This window comes from Sideroxyarcus sp. TK5 (assembly GCF_054601595.1).
Map to the genome: position 1 here is coordinate 69883 of NZ_BAAHSJ010000001.1, position 18107 is coordinate 87989.

An 18107-nucleotide genomic window follows, 5' to 3' on the forward strand; every position below is an offset into this window, starting at 1 on the left:
GTTACTCGCCGTCCCCGTCCAGACCCAGCTCCTGGATCTTGCGCGTCAGCGTGTTGCGGCCCATGCCGAGCAGCGTGGAAGCTTCGATGCGGCGTCCGCCGGTGTGTTGCAGCGCTTGCGTGATCAAGGTGCGCTCGAATTCCCGGGTGAGCGCGTCGAGGATATGCGGCTCACCGCGCTGCAACATGAGTGCAGTCTGCTGCGCCAGCAAGGCATGCCAATCCCCGCCGACGGGTGCGGAGGATGAGGCGGCACGCCATTCCGCCGGCAGGTCGGCGATCTCCACCAGCTGCGTCGGCGTCATCACCGTCAGCCAGTGACAGAGGTTCTCCAGTTGGCGCACGTTGCCGGGGATGTCCTGCGCGGCGAGATAGTTCAGCGCGGCCTCGCTCAGCGTCTTCTGTTCAACGCCCAACTCCTTCGCGCTCTTCTGCAGGAAATACTTCGCCAGCAGCGGGATGTCTTCGCGGCGCTCGCGCAGCGGCGGCAGACGCAGGCGGATCACGTTCAGGCGGTGGAACAGGTCTTCGCGGAACAGCCCCTGTTTCACGCGCTCATCTAGGTTCTGGTGCGTGGCCGCGATGATGCGCACGTTGGCCTTGATCGGCTGGTGGCCGCCCACGCGGTAGTAGTTGCCGTCCGACAGCACGCGCAGCAATCGCGTCTGCAACTCGGCCGGCATGTCACCGATCTCGTCGAGGAACAGCGTGCCGCCCTCGGCCTGCTCGAAGCGACCGTGGCGTGTGGTGTTGGCACCGGTGAACGCGCCTTTCTCGTGCCCGAACAGTTCCGATTCCAGCAGGTCCTTGGGGATGGCGGCAGTGTTGATCGCGACGAAGGGCTTGTCGGCTCGCGGGCTATGGCGGTGCAGCGCGTGCGCCACCAGCTCCTTGCCGGTACCGGATTCGCCGTTGATGAGCACGGTGGCGTTGGATGCAGCAAGCCGGCCGATGGCTCGGAACACCTCCTGCATCGACGGGGCATGGCCGAGGATGTCTGGTGCCTCCGTGCTTTCCACGCCGTTGCTCTGCTTGCGCTGGCTCTGCGCCAGCGCGCGGCGGATCAGCTCGACCGCATGGTTCACATCGAAGGGCTTGGGCAGATACTCGAACGCGCCGCCCTGGAACGAGGACACCGCGCTCTCCAGATCGGAATAGGCGGTCATGATGATCACCGGCAGCGCCGGGTATTCGTTGCGCAGCGTCTGTAGCAGGTCGAGGCCGGAGCTGCCGGGCATGCGGATGTCGCTGATCACCATCTGCGGCAGGCTGTGCGGCAATTCGGCCAGCGCCTCGTCGGCCGAGGCGAAACTCTTGTATTCGATCTCCTCGCGCGCCAGTGCCTTCTCCAGCACCCAGCGGATGGACTTGTCGTCATCGATGATCCAGACAGGTTTAGTCATTGCTGTTTTTCCATGGAAGTGAGCGGCAGCATCACCGTGAAGCAGGTGCGCCCCGGTTCGCTGTCGAATTCGATACTGCCCTGATGCTGGCTGACGAAATCCTGCGCCAGCGTGAGGCCCAGGCCGTGCCCGTCGGCCCGCCCAGAGACCAGCGGGTAGAAGATCTTGTCCTGCAAATGATGCGGGATGCCGGGGCCGTCGTCGATGATCTGTACCGAGATGGCCAGCCGGTGGCGCTTCTTCATCAGCGTCACCTGGCGCGAGATGCGCGTGCGCAGGATGATCGTGCCCTTGCCCTGCATCGCCTGCGCGGCATTGCGCACGATGTTCAGGATCACCTGGATCAGCAACGCCTTGTCGCCGTCCAGATCGGGCAAGCTCAGGTCATAGTCGCGCTGGATGGTCAGGCTGTCCGGCAACTCGGCCATCACCACACTGCGCACGCGCTCCAGTACCTCATGGATGTTCAGCGCACTGAAATGGGGCGTGTGCTGCGGCGTGAGCAGGTTCTCCATCAGCGAACGAAGCCGGTCCGCCTCCTGGATCACCACCTGCGTGTATTCGCGCAGTGCCGGTTTCTCCAGTTCCTGCTCCAGCAGTTGCGCGGCACCGCGGATGCCGCCCAGCGGGTTCTTGATCTCGTGCGCCAGATTGCGCAACAGCATGCGGTTGGCCTGCGTCTGGTCCAGCATCTGCTCCTCGCGCGCCAGCTTGAGCGGGCGTTCGATGGGGTGGAATTCCAGCATCAGGGCATAGTGCGGCAGCTGCAAGGTGTTGACCGTGCAACTCAGATGCAGCTTCTGGTTATGGCTGTGCGTACCCAGCAGCAGGTCGTGCTCGATGTGTGATGAACGGTTAGCCAGCGCTGACTGGATCGCGCTGAACAGTTGTTCGGTATGTGTGAAAGCGAACTGCAACGGATGACCGATGAGATTGCTGTGGCTCACCGCGAACAGATGCTCCGCAGCCGGGTTCAGATATGCGATGCGCGACTGGTCGTCGAGCAGCATCACGGCTGTCGACAGGAAATCCAGTGTGGGGAGCGGGGCGCTGGTCATGTCATTAAAAGAGCAGAAAACATGCCAGCGTCAGGTCACTTGAGATTGTCGATCTCGGTCTGTATCGCCCGCAGGTTGTTCTCGTGCATGCGCACGTTCTCCTGGGCGGCCTGGATGCTCTCTTCGTATTTCGCCATATTGCGGTAAGTCTTGCCGTCCGCGCCGGTGTAGATCTGCGGCGTATCCTCTGCCACCTTCAACTGCGCGCGTGCATCCTGAAGTGCCTGCCGCTCGCTGGCCATCTCGTCCTCCAGGATGCGCAGTCGCTTGTCGTCGCGACGCTTCTGCGTCGCGTTGTCCACGCGCGGGAAAGAGGACTCCTCGCTTTCGCGATTGCGTTCTTTGGCAACGGCTCTGGGCGCGGGCACGGTCGGCAAAGGTTCCAGTTTCAACTTCTGCGCGCCGCGGATCGGCTCGCTGGAATAGGTGACGCGACCATCCTTGTCCACTCGCTTGTAGATCTCTGCGTGGGCGGTGCTGCTGGCGGCAGTGAAGACGGCGCACAACAACAGCATGCGGGTTGGCTTCATGGGGTGTCCTCTGGATGCGATGGGGGAAGTATAGGGTAAGGTCAGGGGTGAGACAAACCGCCCAAAAACAAACGGAGCCGCGAGGGCTCCGTTGTTTTGCGGCAAGTCGCGAACGACTTAGATGCTGTAGTACATGTCGAACTCGACCGGATGGGTCGTCATGCGGATCTTGTTCACTTCGTCCATCTTCAACGCGATGAAGGCGTCGATGAAGTCGCTGGAGAACACACCGCCACGGGTCAGGAACTCGCGGTCCTTGTCCAGTGCTGCCAGGGCTTCGTCCAGGCCGGCCGCCACGGTTGGGATCTTCGCATCTTCTTCCGGCGGCAGGTCGTACAGGTTCTTGTCAGCAGGATCGCCGGGGTGGATCTTGTTCTGGATACCATCCAGACCGGCCATCAGCAGTGCGGCGAAGCACAGGTACGGGTTCGCAGTCGGATCCGGGAAGCGGGTCTCGATGCGGCGTGCCTTGTCGCTGGCGACGTGCGGGATGCGGATGGAAGCGGAACGGTTCTTGGCGGAGTAAGCCATCTTCACCGGCGCTTCGTAGTGCGGAACCAGACGCTTGTAGCTGTTGGTGCCCGGGTTGCAGATCGCGTTCAGTGCCTTGGCGTGCTTGATGATGCCACCGATGTAGTACAGCGCTGTCTCGGACAGGCCGGCGTAGCCGTTACCCGCGAAGGTGTTCTTGCCGTCTTTCCAGATCGACTGGTGCACGTGCATACCGGAACCGTTGTCGCCAACGATAGGCTTGGGCATGAAGGTGGCAGTCTTGCCGTACTGGTGCGCAACGTTGTGCACGATGTACTTCAGGGTCTGTGTCTGGTCGGCGCGCTTCACCAGCGTGGAGAACTTGGTGCCGATCTCGCACTGGCCTGCAGTCGCCACTTCGTGGTGATGCACTTCGACGGGGATGCCGACTTCTTCCAGCAACAGACACATCTGCGCGCGGATGTCGTTCAGGCTGTCCACCGGAGGAACCGGGAAGTAGCCGCCCTTCACCATCGGACGGTGGCCGGTGTTGCCGCCTTCGAACTTCTCGCCGGTAGACCATGCAGCCTCTTCCGAATTGATCTTCAGGAAGCAGCCGGACATATCCACCTTCCACTCGACGGAGTCGAAGATGAAGAATTCCGGCTCGGGGCCGAAGAAAGCGGTGTCGCCGATGCCGGTGGACTTCAGGTAGGCTTCAGCGCGCTTGGCGATGGAACGCGGGTCGCGGTCGTAGCCCTTGCCGTCGGTCGGCTCGATCACGTCACAAGTGATGACCAGGGTCGGCTCGTCGAAGAACGGGTCGACATAAGCGGAATCCGGATCCAGCATCAGCAGCATGTCGGAAGCCTGGATGCCTTTCCAGCCGGCGATGGAGGAACCGTCGAAGGCGTGGCCGTCTTCGAACTTGCTCTCGTCCACGGCGCTGACCGGCACGCCAACGTGCTGCTCCTTGCCGCGGGTATCAGTGAAACGAAGGTCGACGAATTTGATGCCTTGTTCTTTGATCAGCTTCAGAACGTCGGCGGCTGTTTTGGACATACTCGAATCTCCCAGGAAATTAAAAACAAAAGTCAGTAAGGCGAACCGTTTGATTGGTACGGGTCGAAAAAAGCAGAAACTGTGCCATCGCCGGATATCCAGTCAGGCGAGCATTGTGCCATATATCAAGGGAAATGGCGGGCAACGTACACGCCCAAAAACAGGGCGTTCCGAAGGCGACGCGCACTATTTTGGTGCGGAAATCTGAAACACCTTGATGCGCTTGAAATAGGGGTCGTCGGCGACGATGGCATCGCACTTCGCCTGCAACATCCCGGCATCGACCGCCAGCGGAAGAAGCAACTCGGCCTCGATCTTGCCGTTCAGGTAATGCAGCACGAAACGCGTGTCCGGCGGCAGCTCCATTTCAAGGCGCTTCTGCAGATGCATCAGCAGCAGATGGCGCTGCGGTGTATGGGCATTCGGCTTGGACTTCACATCATCCTCCGGGTCGATATGCACCATCACATCCATCACATGGTGGCTGTTGAGCACGGCGGCGCGCGCCGCCTCCGCGATGTAATGCCCTTCCGACACGCTGATGTAGGGATCGACCATGATGTGCGCGTCGACCAGCGCGTTGTCCGCCATCTTGCGCGTGCGAAGTTCGTGCAGGCCCAGCACGCCCGGCACCGATTTGAGCGTGTTGCGGATGGCGCGCACCTCTTCGGCCTCCAGCCCGGTATCCACCAGCTCCAGCATCGCATCGCGCGCGAACTGGAAACCCATGTAGGCGATCATCACCCCCACCACAGCCGCAGCGATCAGGTCGAGGAAGGTATAGCCCAGCAGGTTGCCCGAGATCCCCACGATCACCACCAGCGAAGACGCCGCATCGGAGCGCGCATGCCACGCGTTCGCCACCAGCATCTGCGAACGCACGCGTTTCGCGATGGCCAGCATGTAGCGGAACAATATCTCCTTCGCGGCCAGAGTGAACAGCGCCACATACAATGTGTAGACCTGCACCGGCTGCACCTGCTCGGGATGTTGCAGGCGCAAACCCGCCGAGATCAGCAGCGCGATGCCGACCGCCCCCAGACTCGCACCGAGGATCAGCGAAGCCGCCGTCTCGATGCGCGCATGGCCGTAGGGATGGTTCGCATCGGCGTGCTTGTTGCCGTGACGGTTCGCGAACAGCACGAGGATATCCGCCAGCAGATCGGAGAGCGAATGCAGGCCGTCTGCGATCAGCGATTGCGAGCGACCGAAATAACCGCCCACCAATTGCGCCACAGTCAGGAACAGATTGACGAGGATGCTGACCCAGGTGCTCTTGCGCGCCGCAGCGAAGCGCTCGGGATGAGCGGGTTCAAAGGCGGCCGACTTGTCGTGGCCATGTGCGTGCGTGTGATTTTTCATCGCTGTTGGGATAGTATGCAGACGAGCGCGCAGGATAGCATCCGCGCACCGAACCTTAAACAACACAGACACAAAGGTATATGGGAAAGATCACAGAAATATTGACGACAGCACAGAACCGCGCAAAGGATCTGGGCCTGCCGTACGAAGGCGCACTCACGCCTGAAGAAGCGAACACCATCTGGCAGAGCGCCCCCGGTGCCAAACTGGTCGACGTGCGCACCCGCGCCGAGATCGACTGGGTCGGCAAAGTGCCGGGCGCGGTCGAGATCGAATGGCTGAGCTACCCCGGCATGAAACCCAACCCCAACTTCATGGCCTCGCTGGAACAGCAAGTGGACAAGGAATCACTGGTGCTCTTCCTGTGCCGCACCGCGCAACGTTCACACATGGCTGCTGCACTCGCCACGCAGAACGGCTACGCCGATTGCTACAACATCCTCGAAGGCTTCGAAGGCGACAAGAACAGCAGCAACCAGCGCAACAAGCTGAACGGCTGGCGCGCAAAAGACCTGCCCTGGGAACAGGGTTGACCACACGCCGTTCGTGCTGCGCTAGCCGAAGTATGAACGCAAGAAATGCCCGCTTCGGCGGGCATTTTTACGGATGCGACCAGCTCACCACCCCGGTGTAAGCCGTCAACAGCACGATCACACCGAACACGATGCGATACCAGGCGAACACCACGAAGGTATGGTTCGAGATGAACTTGATGAAACCGCGCACCGCCCACATCGCAGCGATGAACGAGCACACGAAGCCCACCGCGAACACCGGGATGTCGGCCGCATGCAGCAACGCCCAGTTCTTGTACAGATCGTAAGCCGTCGCCGCGAACATGGTCGGGATCGCCAGAAAGAACGAGAACTCCGCAGCTGTCTTGCGTGACAGACCGAAGATCAAACCGCCCATGATGGTCGCCCCCGAACGAGACGTGCCGGGGATCATCGCCAGCGCCTGCGCAAAGCCCACCTTCAGCGCATCCGGCCAGCGCATCTCATCCACCGAATTCAAGCGCGGGTGATAGTTGCGCTTCTCCACATACAGAATGACCAAGCCGCCCACGATCAGCGCCGTCGCCACCGTGATCGGATTGAACAGCAGCGCCTTGATGGTCGAATGGAACATAAAGCCCAGCACCGCCGCTGGCAGAAATGCCACGAACAGCAACCCCACGAAACGTTGCTCGACCGGATCCGTCTTGATGCCGCGCACCGTGCGCATCAGCCGCTCGCGATAATCCCAGCACACCGCCAGAATCGCCGCCAACTGGATCACGATCTTGAACACCTTGCTCGTCTCGTCGTTGTAACCAAGCAGATCACCGAGGATGATCAAGTGACCGGTCGAAGAGATCGGCAAGAACTCGGTCAAACCCTCCACCACGCCGAGGATGGCGGCCTTCAAAAGCAGAGCAATATCCATAAAGTCTTGTCATTCCCGCGCACGCGGGAATCCAGTTAATCAAAGAACCGTTCACCCCAAGCAGGGCGAACGCAAGTTGTCGTACTAGGTTTGCCGAGCGCGTCCATCACCCAGCAACGCGATCCGCCGATTCACCGCCCGCCGCTCCTCATCGTTCATCTCCAGCCAGCGGCTCACCTCCTCGAAGGTGCGCAAACAACTGCGGCAAACGTCATCGCCCAGCACCGTGGTGCAATGGCCGATGCAAGGTGAATCAGCAGTGATCTCAAGGGGAAGGGGAGGATGTGCGGAAGACATGGCGCGGCATTATACCCGCGGGCAAGTCGCCAGCTCCAAACGCGTCAACCACGCCAGTGCATGCTCACGCGACTCGCCACACATCTCCGCCGAAGGCTGCAACCCGCCACAGAAAGCAGGCCGCTCAGGCTTGCCGAACACCTTGCAACGCAACGCCTCATCAAGCTGCACGCACGGCACCCCGGCAGGCTTGCCATGCGGCATGCCGGGCAGGGGCGAGGTGATGGAAGGCGCGATGCAGCAGGCGGCACAGGAAGGGCGGCAGATCATGGTGGGTAAGTGAGCGAGCGGAGCGATAGTTTACATCGGAGATATATCTAGAATGGATACCAGGATAAACTGATGCGCACCATTTGATACGGATGCCTCGGCCATATGCAGGTCGAATCGTCGGAGGACTACATGGCTACGAACCGCTGGACGAAAGAACAATTAAAACTCGCATTCCATCTGTATTGCCAATTACCGTTCGGCAAGTTGGATATGCGCACGCCAGAGGTCATCAAGCTTGCGGGTCTTATTGGGCGGACGCCCGGAGCCGTGGCAATGAAGCTGAGTAACTTTGCCAGCCTTGATCCGGCCATCACGAGCACGGGTCGAAAAGGGCTTGAAGGGGCGTCGAATCTTGATCGTGAGATTTGGGATGAATTTCACGCTGACTGGGAGGCTTTGGCTGTCGAGAGCGAAATGCTCAGGCGAAAGCTGGACGCCGATGCTCAACCGATGGACGACTCAGACGAACAACTCATTCCAGAAGACTTCACTGGGGAGACTCGCAAAGTCGTGACCGAGCAACGCATCAAACAAAGCTTCTTCCGCCGTGCAGTGTTGAGTAGCTATCGAGGGCGCTGTTGTATGTCAGGTTTGTCGGAGCCTCGTTTGCTGGTAGCCAGTCATATCGTGCCTTGGAGCAAAGATAAGGCGAATCGCTTGAATCCAAGCAATGGCCTTTGTTTGTCAGCCATTCATGACCGTGCATTTGATAAAGGGCTTATAACGATTTCCGACGATATGAGGGTCGTCGTTTCGGAAGAGTTGAAGCGGAACAAAGAGGCGTTTGTGGTTGAGGTTCTCTTGCCGCTAGAGGGGCGGGTGATAGAATTGCCCGAACGCTTTGCACCTCAGCCAGAATTCATTGCATGGCACCGCAACGAACTTTTTTTGGATAGTCGGGGGTGACGAAAACGTGCATTGCAATGCTGAAAATTCGGATAGTCGAATCTATTTCATCATGAACGACCAACCAGACACTTGCGGATATTGCGGCGCACGTCTTGAGTTACTCGCAATAAAGGAAATCGAAGGCGAGCGCGTATTTGTTAACGAATGCTTAGGCTGCAAGCGCGAAATACTAATGGTTGAAAATTAAACGGGCCGCGATGCGGCCCGTTTCTTTTGCTGAGTACAAGAGGCATCACGCCTTGTGATAAACCTCAGCTCCCTGCTTCACAAACTCTACCGACTTCACTTCCATCCCTTTTTCCAGCGCGGCCTGCTCGGATAGTCCTTCCTTCGCAGCGAAGTCGCGCACGTCCTGGCTGATCTTCATCGAGCAGAACTGCGGGCCGCACATGGAGCAGAAGTGGGCGACTTTGGCGGATTCCTTGGGCAGGGTCTCGTCGTGGAATTCGCGGGCGCGGTCGGGGTCTAGGCCGATGTTGAACTGGTCTTCCCAGCGGAACTCGAAGCGCGCCTTGCTCATGGCGTTGTCGCGGATCTGCGCGCCGGGGTGGCCCTTGGCGAGGTCGGCGGCGTGGGCGGCGATCTTGTAGGTGATGATGCCTTCCTTCACGTCGGCCTTGTTGGGCAGGCCGAGGTGTTCCTTGGGGGTGACGTAGCAGAGCATGGCGGTGCCGAACCAGCCGATCATCGCGGCGCCGATGGCGCTGGTGATGTGATCGTAGCCGGGGGCGATGTCCTGCGTCAGGGGCCCTAGCGTGTAGAACGGCGCTTCGTGGCACCACTTCAGTTGCAGGTCCATGTTTTCCTTGATCATGTGCATGGGCACATGGCCGGGGCCTTCGATCATCACCTGCACGTCGTGCTTCCACGCGATCTGGGTGAGTTCGCCCAGCGTCTTGAGTTCACCGAGCTGAGCTTCGTCGTTAGCGTCGTAGACCGAGCCGGGACGCAGACCATCACCCAGACTGAAGGTCACGTCATAGGCCTTCATGATTTCGCAGATCTCTTCGAAGTGCGTGTAGAGGAAGTTCTCCTTGTGGTGCGCCAAACACCACTTGGCCATGATGGAGCCGCCGCGCGAGACGATGCCGGTCATGCGCTTGGCGGTCATGGGGATGTAGCGCAGCAGCACGCCAGCGTGAATGGTGAAGTAGTCCACGCCCTGTTCGGCCTGCTCGATCAGCGTGTCCTTGAAGATCTCCCAGGTCAGGTCTTCGGCCTTGCCGTTCACCTTCTCCAGCGCCTGATAGATGGGCACAGTGCCGATGGGCACGGGCGAATTGCGGATGATCCATTCGCGCGTCTCGTGGATGTTCTTGCCGGTGCTCAAGTCCATCACCGTGTCGCCGCCCCAGCGGATGGCCCAGGTCATCTTCTCCACTTCTTCCTGTATGCTGGAACCGAGCGCGGAGTTGCCGATGTTGGCGTTGATCTTCACAAGGAAGTTGCGGCCGATGATCATCGGTTCGCATTCGGGGTGGTTGATATTGGCGGTGATGACGGCGCGTCCGGCGGCAACTTCGCTGCGCACGAACTCGGGCGTGATCTCTTTAGGCATCGCCTTGCCGAAGTTCTCGCCGGGGTGCTGTTTGAGCATCATCTCGGAAAGACCGTCGCGCTTCTGGTTCTCCCTGATGGCGATGTATTCCATCTCCGGCGTGATGATGCCTTTGCGGGCGTAGTGCATCTGCGTCACGTTCATGCCCGGCTTGGCGCGGCGCGGGGTGTGCTTGAGGTTGAAGCGCATGTCGGCCAGCGCCGGGTCGCCCAGACGTTGCTGGCCGTAGTCGGAACTCAGGCGCGGCAGCTCCTCGGTGTCGCCGCGCTCGGCGATCCATCCTGCGCGCAGTTCTTCCAGACCGGAACGGATGTCGATCTTCACATCCGGGTCGGTATAAGGGCCGGAGCAGTCGTACACGTAGATGGGCGGGTTCTTCTCCACGCCGTTGTTCAGGTGGGTGTCGCTCAGCGTGATCTCGCGCATCGGCACGCGGATGTCGGGGCGCGAACCTTGCACATAGATCTTGCGCGAATTCGGCAAGGGCTTGATGGCGGCCTCATCGACATGCGCAGTAGAAGAAAGGAATTCGGGTGCGTTCATTGTGGTACTCCTGAGATTGCAAGAAGCACCGGAAGGATGCTTCCCTACGACGGCATGACCCGTACAGGTTCAAAGGGTGTGTCTCACTGCCCTGCGGCAGACCCCTAGCGAGGGGCGCAAGGTACTGGAAACAGGGCAAAAACACAAGCCAAAACAGGCTCATGCCCACGCATGGAAAAGGGTCGCCATGTCTGGCGACCCTTCAGAGTAAGGGCCCGACACCTCCGCCGAGGAGAGAGGGAGAGAGAAGCGGAGGGACGGGCAAACGGTTGGACCGCCTACTTGGCTTGGCCCAGCTTGCGCCAGGTCTCCAGCAGGGTGTCCGGGTTGAGCGACATGGTCTGTATGCCTTGTTCCATCAGCCACTGGGCGAAGTCGAAATGGTCAGACGGCCCCTGGCCGCAGATGCCGACGTATTTGTCCAGCCGGTTGCAGGTGCTGATCGCCATCGTGAGCAACGCCTTCACCGCGCCGTCGCGTTCGTCGAAACGGTCGGCCACCAGACTGGAATCGCGGTCGAGACCCAGCGTGAGCTGCGTCAGGTCGTTGGAGCCGATGGAGAAGCCGTCGAAGTATTGCAGGAACTCTTCGGCCAGCAGCGCGTTGGACGGGATCTCGCACATCATGATCAGGCGCAGGCCGTTCTCGCCGCGCTTCAGGCCGTGCCTGGCCAGCGTCTCCACCACCTCTTTCGCTTCGCCCACGGTGCGCACGAAGGGGATCATGATCTCGACGTTGGTGTAGCCCAGTTTCTCGCGCACGCGCTTCATGGCGCGGCACTCGAGCTCGAAGCAGTCGCTGAAGGTGGCGGCGACATAGCGCCCTGCGCCGCGGAAACCGATCATCGGGTTCTCTTCCATCGGCTCGTAGACCTCGCCGCCCAGCAGCTTGCGGTACTCGTTCGACTTGAAGTCGGACATGCGCACGATGACTTTCTTCGGCCAGAACGCGGCAGCCAGTGTGGCCACGCCTTCGGTGAGTTTCTCCACGTAGAACTCGATGGGGTCGGCATAGCCGGCGGCGCGTTTCATCACCGCTTCGTGCAGCTTGCCCGGCAGGCGGTTGTGCTCCAGCACGGCCTTGGGGTGGATGCCGATCATGTTGTTGATGACGAACTCCAGCCGGGCCAGACCGATGCCGGCAGAGGGCAGTTGCGCGAACTCGAAGGCCAGCGTGGGATTACCCACGTTGAGCATCAGCTTCACCGGGATCTGCGGCAGGGCTTCCTCGTCATGCACCACCACCTCGAACGGCAGCGCGCCGTGATAGACGAAGCCGGTGTCGCCTTCGGCGCAGGACACGGTCACCATCTCGCCGTCCTGCAGGTCGGTGGTGGCGTGGCCGCAACCGACGATGGCCGGGATGCCCAGCTCGCGCGCGATGATGGCCGCGTGGCAGGTGCGGCCGCCGCGGTTGGTGACGATGGCGGCGGCCTTCTTCATCACCGGCTCCCAGTTCGGGTCTGTCATGTCGGTGACCAGGATGTCGCCGGCCTCGACCTTGCCCATCTCTTCCGGACCGGACACGATGCGCACGCGGCCCACGCCGATCTTCTGGCCGATGGCACGGCCCTCGGTCAGCACGTCGCCGCGCTGTTTCAGCCGGTACTTCTCGGTGCCGCCGTGCGCGACGTTGGATTTCACCGTCTCCGGGCGTGCCTGCAGGATGTACAGTTTGCCGTCGTTACCGTCTTTGCCCCACTCGATGTCCATCGGGCGCCCGTAGTGCTGTTCGATCGCCACCGCATAGCGCGCCAGCTGCAGCACGTCCTCGTCGGTGATGGAGAAACGCTGCTGGTCGGCGGCGGGAACCGCTTCGATGCGCGTGGAGCGGCCGGCCGAGCGCTGCTCGTCGAACACCATGCGCTGCAGCTTGGAGCCCAGCCCGCGGCGGATCACGGCGGGGAAGCCGGCTGCCAGTTGTGGCTTGTGAACATAGAACTCGTCCGGGTTCACCGCGCCCTGCACCACCATCTCGCCCAGACCGTAGGATGAGGTGATGAACACGGCGTCCTTGAAGCCGGACTCGGTATCCAGCGTGAACATCACGCCGGACGCGCCTACGTCGGAACGCACCATGCGTTGCACGCCGGCGGACAAAGCCACTTCGGCGTGGGTGAAACCCTTGTGGACGCGATAGGAGATGGCGCGGTCGTTGTACAGCGAGGCGAACACCTCGCGGATCGCATGCAGGATGTTCTCGATACCGTGGATGTTGAGGAAGGTCTCCTGCTGGCCGGCGAACGAGGCGTCCGGCAGGTCTTCCGCCGTGGCCGAGGAGCGCACGGCATAACTGCCTTCGTCACCGTCGGTCATGCGTGCATAGTGCTCGCGGATCTCGGCCTCGAGCCGCGCCGGCAACGGTGCGTCGACGATCCAGTTGCGGATGGTGCGGCCCGCTTCGGCCAGCGCGGAGACATCCTCGATGTCCAGCGTGGAGAGCTTCTCCTCGATGCGCTTGTCCAGCCCGTCGTTGGCGAGGAAGTCGCGATACGCATGCGCCGTGGTGGCGAAGCCGCCGGGGACCTGAACGCCTGTCGAGCTCAGGTTGGAGATCATCTCGCCGAGCGAGGCGTTCTTGCCGCCTACCTCGGGGATGTCGGCGATGCCCAGCGATTCGAATGGAATGACATACGGTTGCATAACGTTCTCCCTCGTTAAAGATCTTCTAGTGGTGATGAGTGCTGCTCACACAATGGCCGGCGCAACTGCTGCTGCATCCGCCACAACTTTCTTCTCCCTCTTCGCGCGCCGGTCCGAATTCCGGATGGTGCGCCGCGAACCGTCTGGCCGCAGTTTGCACCGCGAGCCAGATGAATACCAGACCGAGCATGACCGTGATGGCGACGAGATACTTCATCGCGCCACTCCGATGCCGCCGAAGCCCATGAACGCCAGCGACAGCAGCCCGGCCAGCATCAGCGACAGCGCTGTGCCGTGCATCACACCGGGCAGATTGGACAGGTTCAATCGCTCGCGCACACCGGCCATCAGGATCAGCGCCAGCGAGAAACCCACTCCGCCGCCCAGACTGAAGGCCACGGCCTGACCGAGGTCGTAACCGCGCGCGGTCTGGAACAGTGCCACACCCAGCACCGCGCAGTTGGTGGTGATCAGCGGCAGGTAGATGCCCAGCGCCCGGAACAGCGCGGGTGAGAATTTCTTCATCACCATCTCCACCAGTTGCACGGCGGAGGCGATCACCGCGATATAGGCGATCAGGCGCAGGAACTCCAGATCGAAATGGGTCAGCAACTGGTTCAGCGCATAGCTGCACAGCGAGGCGACCAGCATCACGAAACTGGTGGCGATGCCCATCGGTACGGCGGTCTCCAGCTTGCCGGACACGCCGAGGAAAGGACACAGACCGAGGAACATCGCCAGCACGAAGTTGCTGGAGAGCACGGTGATGATGAAGATCTGCCCGAGGGTCTCATGCTCCATGTTGAGCCTCCTTGCGTTTGGCCAGCCATGCGAAGAACAGCAGCCACAGACCGAGCACGAAGAAGCCGCCGGGCGGCAACACCATCACCACCCAGGGCTGGAAATGTTCGCCGAACAGCGAGATGCCGAACAGCTTGCCCGCGCCGAGGATCTCGCGCACGCTGCCCAGCGCGAACAGGCCGATGGTGAAACCGATGCCCATACCCAGCGCGTTCACCATCGCGGAGAACGGCGGGTTCTTGGCTGCGTGCGCCTCGGCGCGGCCGAGGATGATGCAGTTCACCACGATGAGCTGGATGAAGGCACCCAGTGCCTCGTACAGCGCGAGGCTCACCGCCTGGATGAGGTAATCGACCAGCGTGACGAAGGTGGCGATGATCACGATGTAGGTAGCGATGCGCACTTCCCTGGGGATGAAGCGGCGCAGCATGGAGATCAGTGTGCAGGAGCAGATCAGCACGAAGGTGGTGGCCAGTCCCATGCCCAGCGCGTTGAATGCCGACACGGTCACCGCCAGCGCGGGGCACATGCCGAGCGCCATCACGAACACCGGGTTCTGTTTCCAGATGCCTTCCAGCAACTGTTCCATGTTGCTCGCCTGCAAGGGTTGGCTGCTCATTGCATGCCTCCATTCTGTTTCACGGCTTCCAGATGCGGCAGCAACAGGGGTAGCAGACGCTGCGCGCTGTCGTTGATGCCGCGTCCCACCGCCTTGGACGTGATGGTCGCGCCGGCGATGGCGTCGATCTCCCAGCCGAACTGCTTGCTGCCGTGCTTCACGGTCTTCACGGTATTGAACAGCGACTTCATGTCCGGCGTCAGGCTCACGTCCAGACGCTCGAAGTTCTTCAGGAACGCCGGGTCGGTGATGATCTTGTCGCCGATGCCGGGCGTCTCGCGCATCTGCGTGACCTGGATGCCGAAGATGCATTCGCAGGCGTGGCGATAGCCGTACAGCACGCGCACCGTGTCGGAATAACCGCGCGCGGCGCCTTCGGCGGCGATGGCTTCCAGCTTGCCGTCTTTGTCGTAAGCGGCATAGAAACGCACCGCGCCCGCCGCCGGGTCGCCCTTGGCGGGCATGATGCCTTGGCTGCTTGCGTCGTACTCGACGATCTCGGCCGCGTTGGGGATCAGCGCGCGCACGCTGCGTTCCAGCACTACTTTCTTGTTGGCGGCGATGGCCGGTTGCGTCCATTGCCACACCGCCACGATCAGGCCGCCGCACAGCGCGGTCACCAGCATCAGCGTGCGCACCATGCGCAGGCTGTTGACCGGCGGGACGACGTGGATGGGTTGCACGCCACTCATTTTTTGTGCGCTCCGAACACCTTGGGTTGCAGGTATTTATCCAGCAGCGGCGCCAGCGCGTTGCCGAACAGGATGGCGTACATCACGCCTTCGGTGAGGCCGCCGAAATAACGGATCAATATCGTCACCGTGCCGATGATCGCACCATAGGCCCACACTGCGCGCGGGCTGACCGGCGAGGTCGCCATGTCGGTGGCCATGAACAGCGCGCCCAGCATCAGGCCGCCGGACAGCAGTACCAGATGCACGGGCGGATATTCGTCGCCACCGAACAGGCGGAAGGCCAGCGCCAGCAGCAGCGCGCTGCCGACCACCGCCACCGGGATGCGCCAGTCCATGAACTTGCGCGCGATCAGGTACAGGCCGCACACCACCAGCAGCAAGGCCGAGGTCTCGCCGGTGGAGGCGGAGGCCGCGCCGGTGATCATGTCTTCCACCGGGTAGACGAATTGCTCGAACTTCCAGCGCGCCAGCGGCGTGGCCCCGGTGAAACCGTCCACCATGTTGGCCGCTACCCAGGCGCTGATGTCGTTCGGCTGCATCAGCGGCAGGGTCAGCGAGGAGGGGATGAACTCGGTGAAACGTTGCGGGGCGAAAGCGGGCGCCCAGGTGGTGATGGCGGTGGGGAAGGCGGCTTGCACGAAAGCGCGGCCGACCAGCGCCGGGTTGAACGGGTTGTGGCCCAGTCCGCCGAACAGGGACTTGCCCAGCCACACGGCGGTGAGTCCGGCCACCGCGCCCATCCACAGCGGGAAAGCGGGCGGCAGCGTCAGCGCCAGCAGCACGCCGGTGATGGTGGCGCTCCAGTCGGACAGGGTGTTCACCGTGCCGGACAGTTTGTTGGAAAGGCGTTCGGCGAACAGGCAGGAAAGGGTGACGGTGACGATCAGCGCGAGCGAGGACAGGCCGTATTGCCAGATCGAGAAGGCGCACACCGGCAGCAGCGCATACACCACATGACGCATGATGGTGGGGACATCGCGCCCGCTGTGCAGGTGCGGCGAGGCGCGCAGTTGCATGCTCAAGTCGGTTTCCTTTCGCGCAAGAAAGCCTTGGCCGCGCGGAACTGCTGCACCAGCGGGATGTGCGACGGGCACACATAGCTGCAACAGCCGCATTCGAAACAGTCGCCGAGATGATAGTGCTCGGCCATCTCGTCGAACTCCAGTTTAGCCGACAGCATGCCCAGCTGTGAGGGATTCAATCCCATCGGGCAGGCGTTCACGCACTCGGAACAATGGATGCACGCCCAGCTCTGTTTGGTGATGGGTTCGAGCATGCGCTTGTCGAACACCAGGATGCCGGAGGTGCCCTTGCTCACCGGGATGTCCAGCGTGCTGGCGGCCTGTCCCATCATCGGCCCGCCGAGGATGACCTCGCGTTCCTTGCAATCCGGATCGCCCGCCCAGTCGAGGATGCTGCGCAGCGTGGTACCGAACGGGATCCAGTAATCGCCGGGCTTCTTGATGCCTGGGCCGGCCAAGGTCACCACACGCTCGATCAGGCCCTGACCGCGCGGCAGCAAACGACCCAGCAGCGCCAGCGTGCCGACGTTGTGCACCACCAGTCCGAGCTGGCTGGGCAAGCCGCCGTTCGGCACATCGAGACCGAGCAACGATTTGATCAGCATCTTCTCCGCGCCCTGCGGATATTTGGTGGCGACCGCCTGCAGCGTGATGCTGCCGTCCGCGGACAGGTGTGGACGGATGGCGGCCATCGCGTCCAGCTTATTGTCTTCCACGCCGATGATGGCGCGCGTGGCGCCGCTGGCGCGCAGCGCGATGCGGATACCGGCCAGCAACTCGGCTGGCCATTCGCGCATCAGCTTGTAGTCGCAGGTGAGGTAGGGCTCGCACTCGCAGCCGTTCACGATCAGCGTATGCACCTGCTTGTCGGCGGGTACGTTCAACTTGGCGTGGCTGGGGAAGGCCGCGCCGCCCAGACCGACCATACCGATCTGCTGGATGGCGGCGATCAGTTGTGTGTGGTCGAGCGCGTCGAGGTCGAGCGGCTCGCCGCAGCGCACCTCCTGTGTCGAGGCTTCGTACACGCGCAGCACGATGGCATCGGTCCACGCACCGCGCGTGTTGGGGCGCGGCGTGATGGCCTCGATCACGCCGTCGGCCGGAGCGTGGATGGGCGCGGACAGCGCGCCGTCCGCACGCGCGATGAGCTGACCGCGCGCCACTTCCTCGCCGACCGCGACCAGCGGCACGGAAGGCTTGCCGATGTGCTGCGCCAGCGGCAGCACCAGCTTGCGCGGGAAGGGCATGCGTTTGATCGGCTGATCGAGCGTGCCCTTGTGCGGTGCGGGGTGGACGCCGCGCTGGAACGTGCCGCGACGCCAGGAAGAAAAAAGTGAAGCAAGCCCGTGGGAAGGATGTTGCCCTTCCACCAAGGGGGGATGCGCGGGGGGCGCAGGGAGGAGAGAGAGCCCCTTTGCCGAACCTGCTTCACTGTAAA

18 protein-coding genes and 1 riboswitch are annotated in these 18107 nt (G+C 61.8%); of the genes, 2 read left to right on the top strand and 16 right to left on the bottom strand.

What is annotated here, in order from left to right; all coding sequences use genetic code 11:
* Position 1: 1 nt before the first annotated feature.
* The 5 genes from ntrC to ACYPYQ_RS00375 form a co-directional block, all read right to left on the bottom strand.
* Positions 2 to 1402: a nitrogen regulation protein NR(I) gene (gene ntrC / locus ACYPYQ_RS00355; RefSeq protein WP_459717631.1), complete on the bottom strand. Its 1401-nt coding sequence runs from the start codon at positions 1400 to 1402 to the stop codon at positions 2 to 4.
* Positions 1399 to 2460, bottom strand: coding sequence for a nitrogen regulation protein NR(II) (gene glnL, locus ACYPYQ_RS00360; protein ID WP_459717634.1), 1062 nt, complete (start codon positions 2458 to 2460; stop codon positions 1399 to 1401). Before glnL ends, ntrC begins: the two co-directional genes overlap by 4 nt.
* A 35-nt stretch (positions 2461 to 2495) precedes the next feature.
* Entirely contained in the window at positions 2496 to 2990 is a 495-nt protein-coding gene (locus ACYPYQ_RS00365) for a DUF4124 domain-containing protein (RefSeq protein ID WP_459717637.1), read from the bottom strand.
* Positions 2991 to 3107: 117 nt separating this feature from the next.
* Positions 3108 to 4523, bottom strand: coding sequence for a type I glutamate--ammonia ligase (glnA, locus tag ACYPYQ_RS00370; RefSeq protein WP_459717641.1), 1416 nt, complete (start codon positions 4521 to 4523; stop codon positions 3108 to 3110).
* Positions 4524 to 4709: 186 nt separating this feature from the next.
* Complete coding sequence (locus tag ACYPYQ_RS00375; protein ID WP_459717645.1) at positions 4710 to 5885, bottom strand: cation diffusion facilitator family transporter; 1176 nt, start codon at positions 5883 to 5885, stop codon at positions 4710 to 4712.
* Positions 5886 to 5965: 80 nt separating this feature from the next.
* Between ACYPYQ_RS00375 and ACYPYQ_RS00380 the strand changes: the two genes are divergently transcribed.
* Complete coding sequence (locus ACYPYQ_RS00380; RefSeq protein ID WP_459717649.1) at positions 5966 to 6418, top strand: rhodanese-like domain-containing protein; 453 nt, start codon at positions 5966 to 5968, stop codon at positions 6416 to 6418.
* Positions 6419 to 6485: 67 nt separating this feature from the next.
* Here ACYPYQ_RS00380 and ACYPYQ_RS00385 read toward each other — a convergent pair whose 3' ends face one another.
* The 3 genes from ACYPYQ_RS00385 to ACYPYQ_RS00395 form a co-directional block, all read right to left on the bottom strand.
* Entirely contained in the window at positions 6486 to 7310 is an 825-nt protein-coding gene (locus ACYPYQ_RS00385; RefSeq protein WP_459717655.1) for an undecaprenyl-diphosphate phosphatase, read from the bottom strand.
* Between the two features lie 84 nt (positions 7311 to 7394).
* Positions 7395 to 7607 (bottom strand): DUF1289 domain-containing protein, encoded by a 213-nt coding sequence (locus ACYPYQ_RS00390; protein WP_459717661.1) that lies wholly within the window; start codon positions 7605 to 7607, stop codon positions 7395 to 7397.
* A 9-nt stretch (positions 7608 to 7616) separates the two neighbouring features.
* Positions 7617 to 7877, bottom strand: coding sequence for a YkgJ family cysteine cluster protein (locus ACYPYQ_RS00395; protein ID WP_459717664.1), 261 nt, complete (start codon positions 7875 to 7877; stop codon positions 7617 to 7619).
* A gap of 132 nt (positions 7878 to 8009) precedes the next feature.
* Here ACYPYQ_RS00395 and ACYPYQ_RS00400 point away from each other — a divergent pair, with 132 nt between their 5' ends.
* Positions 8010 to 8786 (top strand): HNH endonuclease, encoded by a 777-nt coding sequence (locus ACYPYQ_RS00400; protein WP_459717669.1) that lies wholly within the window; start codon positions 8010 to 8012, stop codon positions 8784 to 8786.
* Between the two features lie 235 nt (positions 8787 to 9021).
* Here the strand turns inward: ACYPYQ_RS00400 and thiC are convergent, their stop codons facing one another.
* The 8 genes from thiC to rsxC form a co-directional block, all read right to left on the bottom strand.
* Positions 9022 to 10890: a phosphomethylpyrimidine synthase ThiC gene (gene thiC, locus ACYPYQ_RS00405; protein ID WP_459717673.1), complete on the bottom strand. Its 1869-nt coding sequence runs from the start codon at positions 10888 to 10890 to the stop codon at positions 9022 to 9024.
* A 24-nt stretch (positions 10891 to 10914) separates the two neighbouring features.
* Positions 10915 to 11006: riboswitch (TPP riboswitch) on the bottom strand.
* A gap of 162 nt (positions 11007 to 11168) precedes the next feature.
* Positions 11169 to 13532 carry a phosphoenolpyruvate synthase gene (gene ppsA / locus ACYPYQ_RS00410; protein WP_459717677.1) on the bottom strand — a complete coding sequence of 788 codons (2364 nt, stop codon included), beginning with the start codon at positions 13530 to 13532 and terminating at the stop codon, positions 11169 to 11171.
* A 25-nt stretch (positions 13533 to 13557) separates the two neighbouring features.
* Entirely contained in the window at positions 13558 to 13749 is a 192-nt protein-coding gene (locus tag ACYPYQ_RS00415; protein ID WP_459717680.1) for a chemotaxis protein, read from the bottom strand.
* On the bottom strand, positions 13746 to 14333 hold the full coding sequence (locus ACYPYQ_RS00420; RefSeq protein WP_459717684.1) for an electron transport complex protein RnfA: 588 nt from the start codon (positions 14331 to 14333) through the stop codon (positions 13746 to 13748). Before ACYPYQ_RS00420 ends, ACYPYQ_RS00415 begins: the two co-directional genes overlap by 4 nt.
* On the bottom strand, positions 14323 to 14952 hold the full coding sequence (gene rsxE / locus ACYPYQ_RS00425) for an electron transport complex subunit RsxE (protein ID WP_459717687.1): 630 nt from the start codon (positions 14950 to 14952) through the stop codon (positions 14323 to 14325). Before rsxE ends, ACYPYQ_RS00420 begins: the two co-directional genes overlap by 11 nt.
* Positions 14949 to 15644: an FMN-binding protein gene (locus ACYPYQ_RS00430; RefSeq protein WP_459717690.1), complete on the bottom strand. Its 696-nt coding sequence runs from the start codon at positions 15642 to 15644 to the stop codon at positions 14949 to 14951. Before ACYPYQ_RS00430 ends, rsxE begins: the two co-directional genes overlap by 4 nt.
* Positions 15641 to 16663, bottom strand: coding sequence for an RnfABCDGE type electron transport complex subunit D (locus ACYPYQ_RS00435; protein ID WP_459719279.1), 1023 nt, complete (start codon positions 16661 to 16663; stop codon positions 15641 to 15643). Before ACYPYQ_RS00435 ends, ACYPYQ_RS00430 begins: the two co-directional genes overlap by 4 nt.
* A gap of 2 nt (positions 16664 to 16665) precedes the next feature.
* Positions 16666 to 18039 carry an electron transport complex subunit RsxC gene (gene rsxC / locus ACYPYQ_RS00440; protein ID WP_459719282.1) on the bottom strand — a complete coding sequence of 458 codons (1374 nt, stop codon included), beginning with the start codon at positions 18037 to 18039 and terminating at the stop codon, positions 16666 to 16668.
* Between the last annotated feature and the right edge of the window lie 68 nt (positions 18040 to 18107).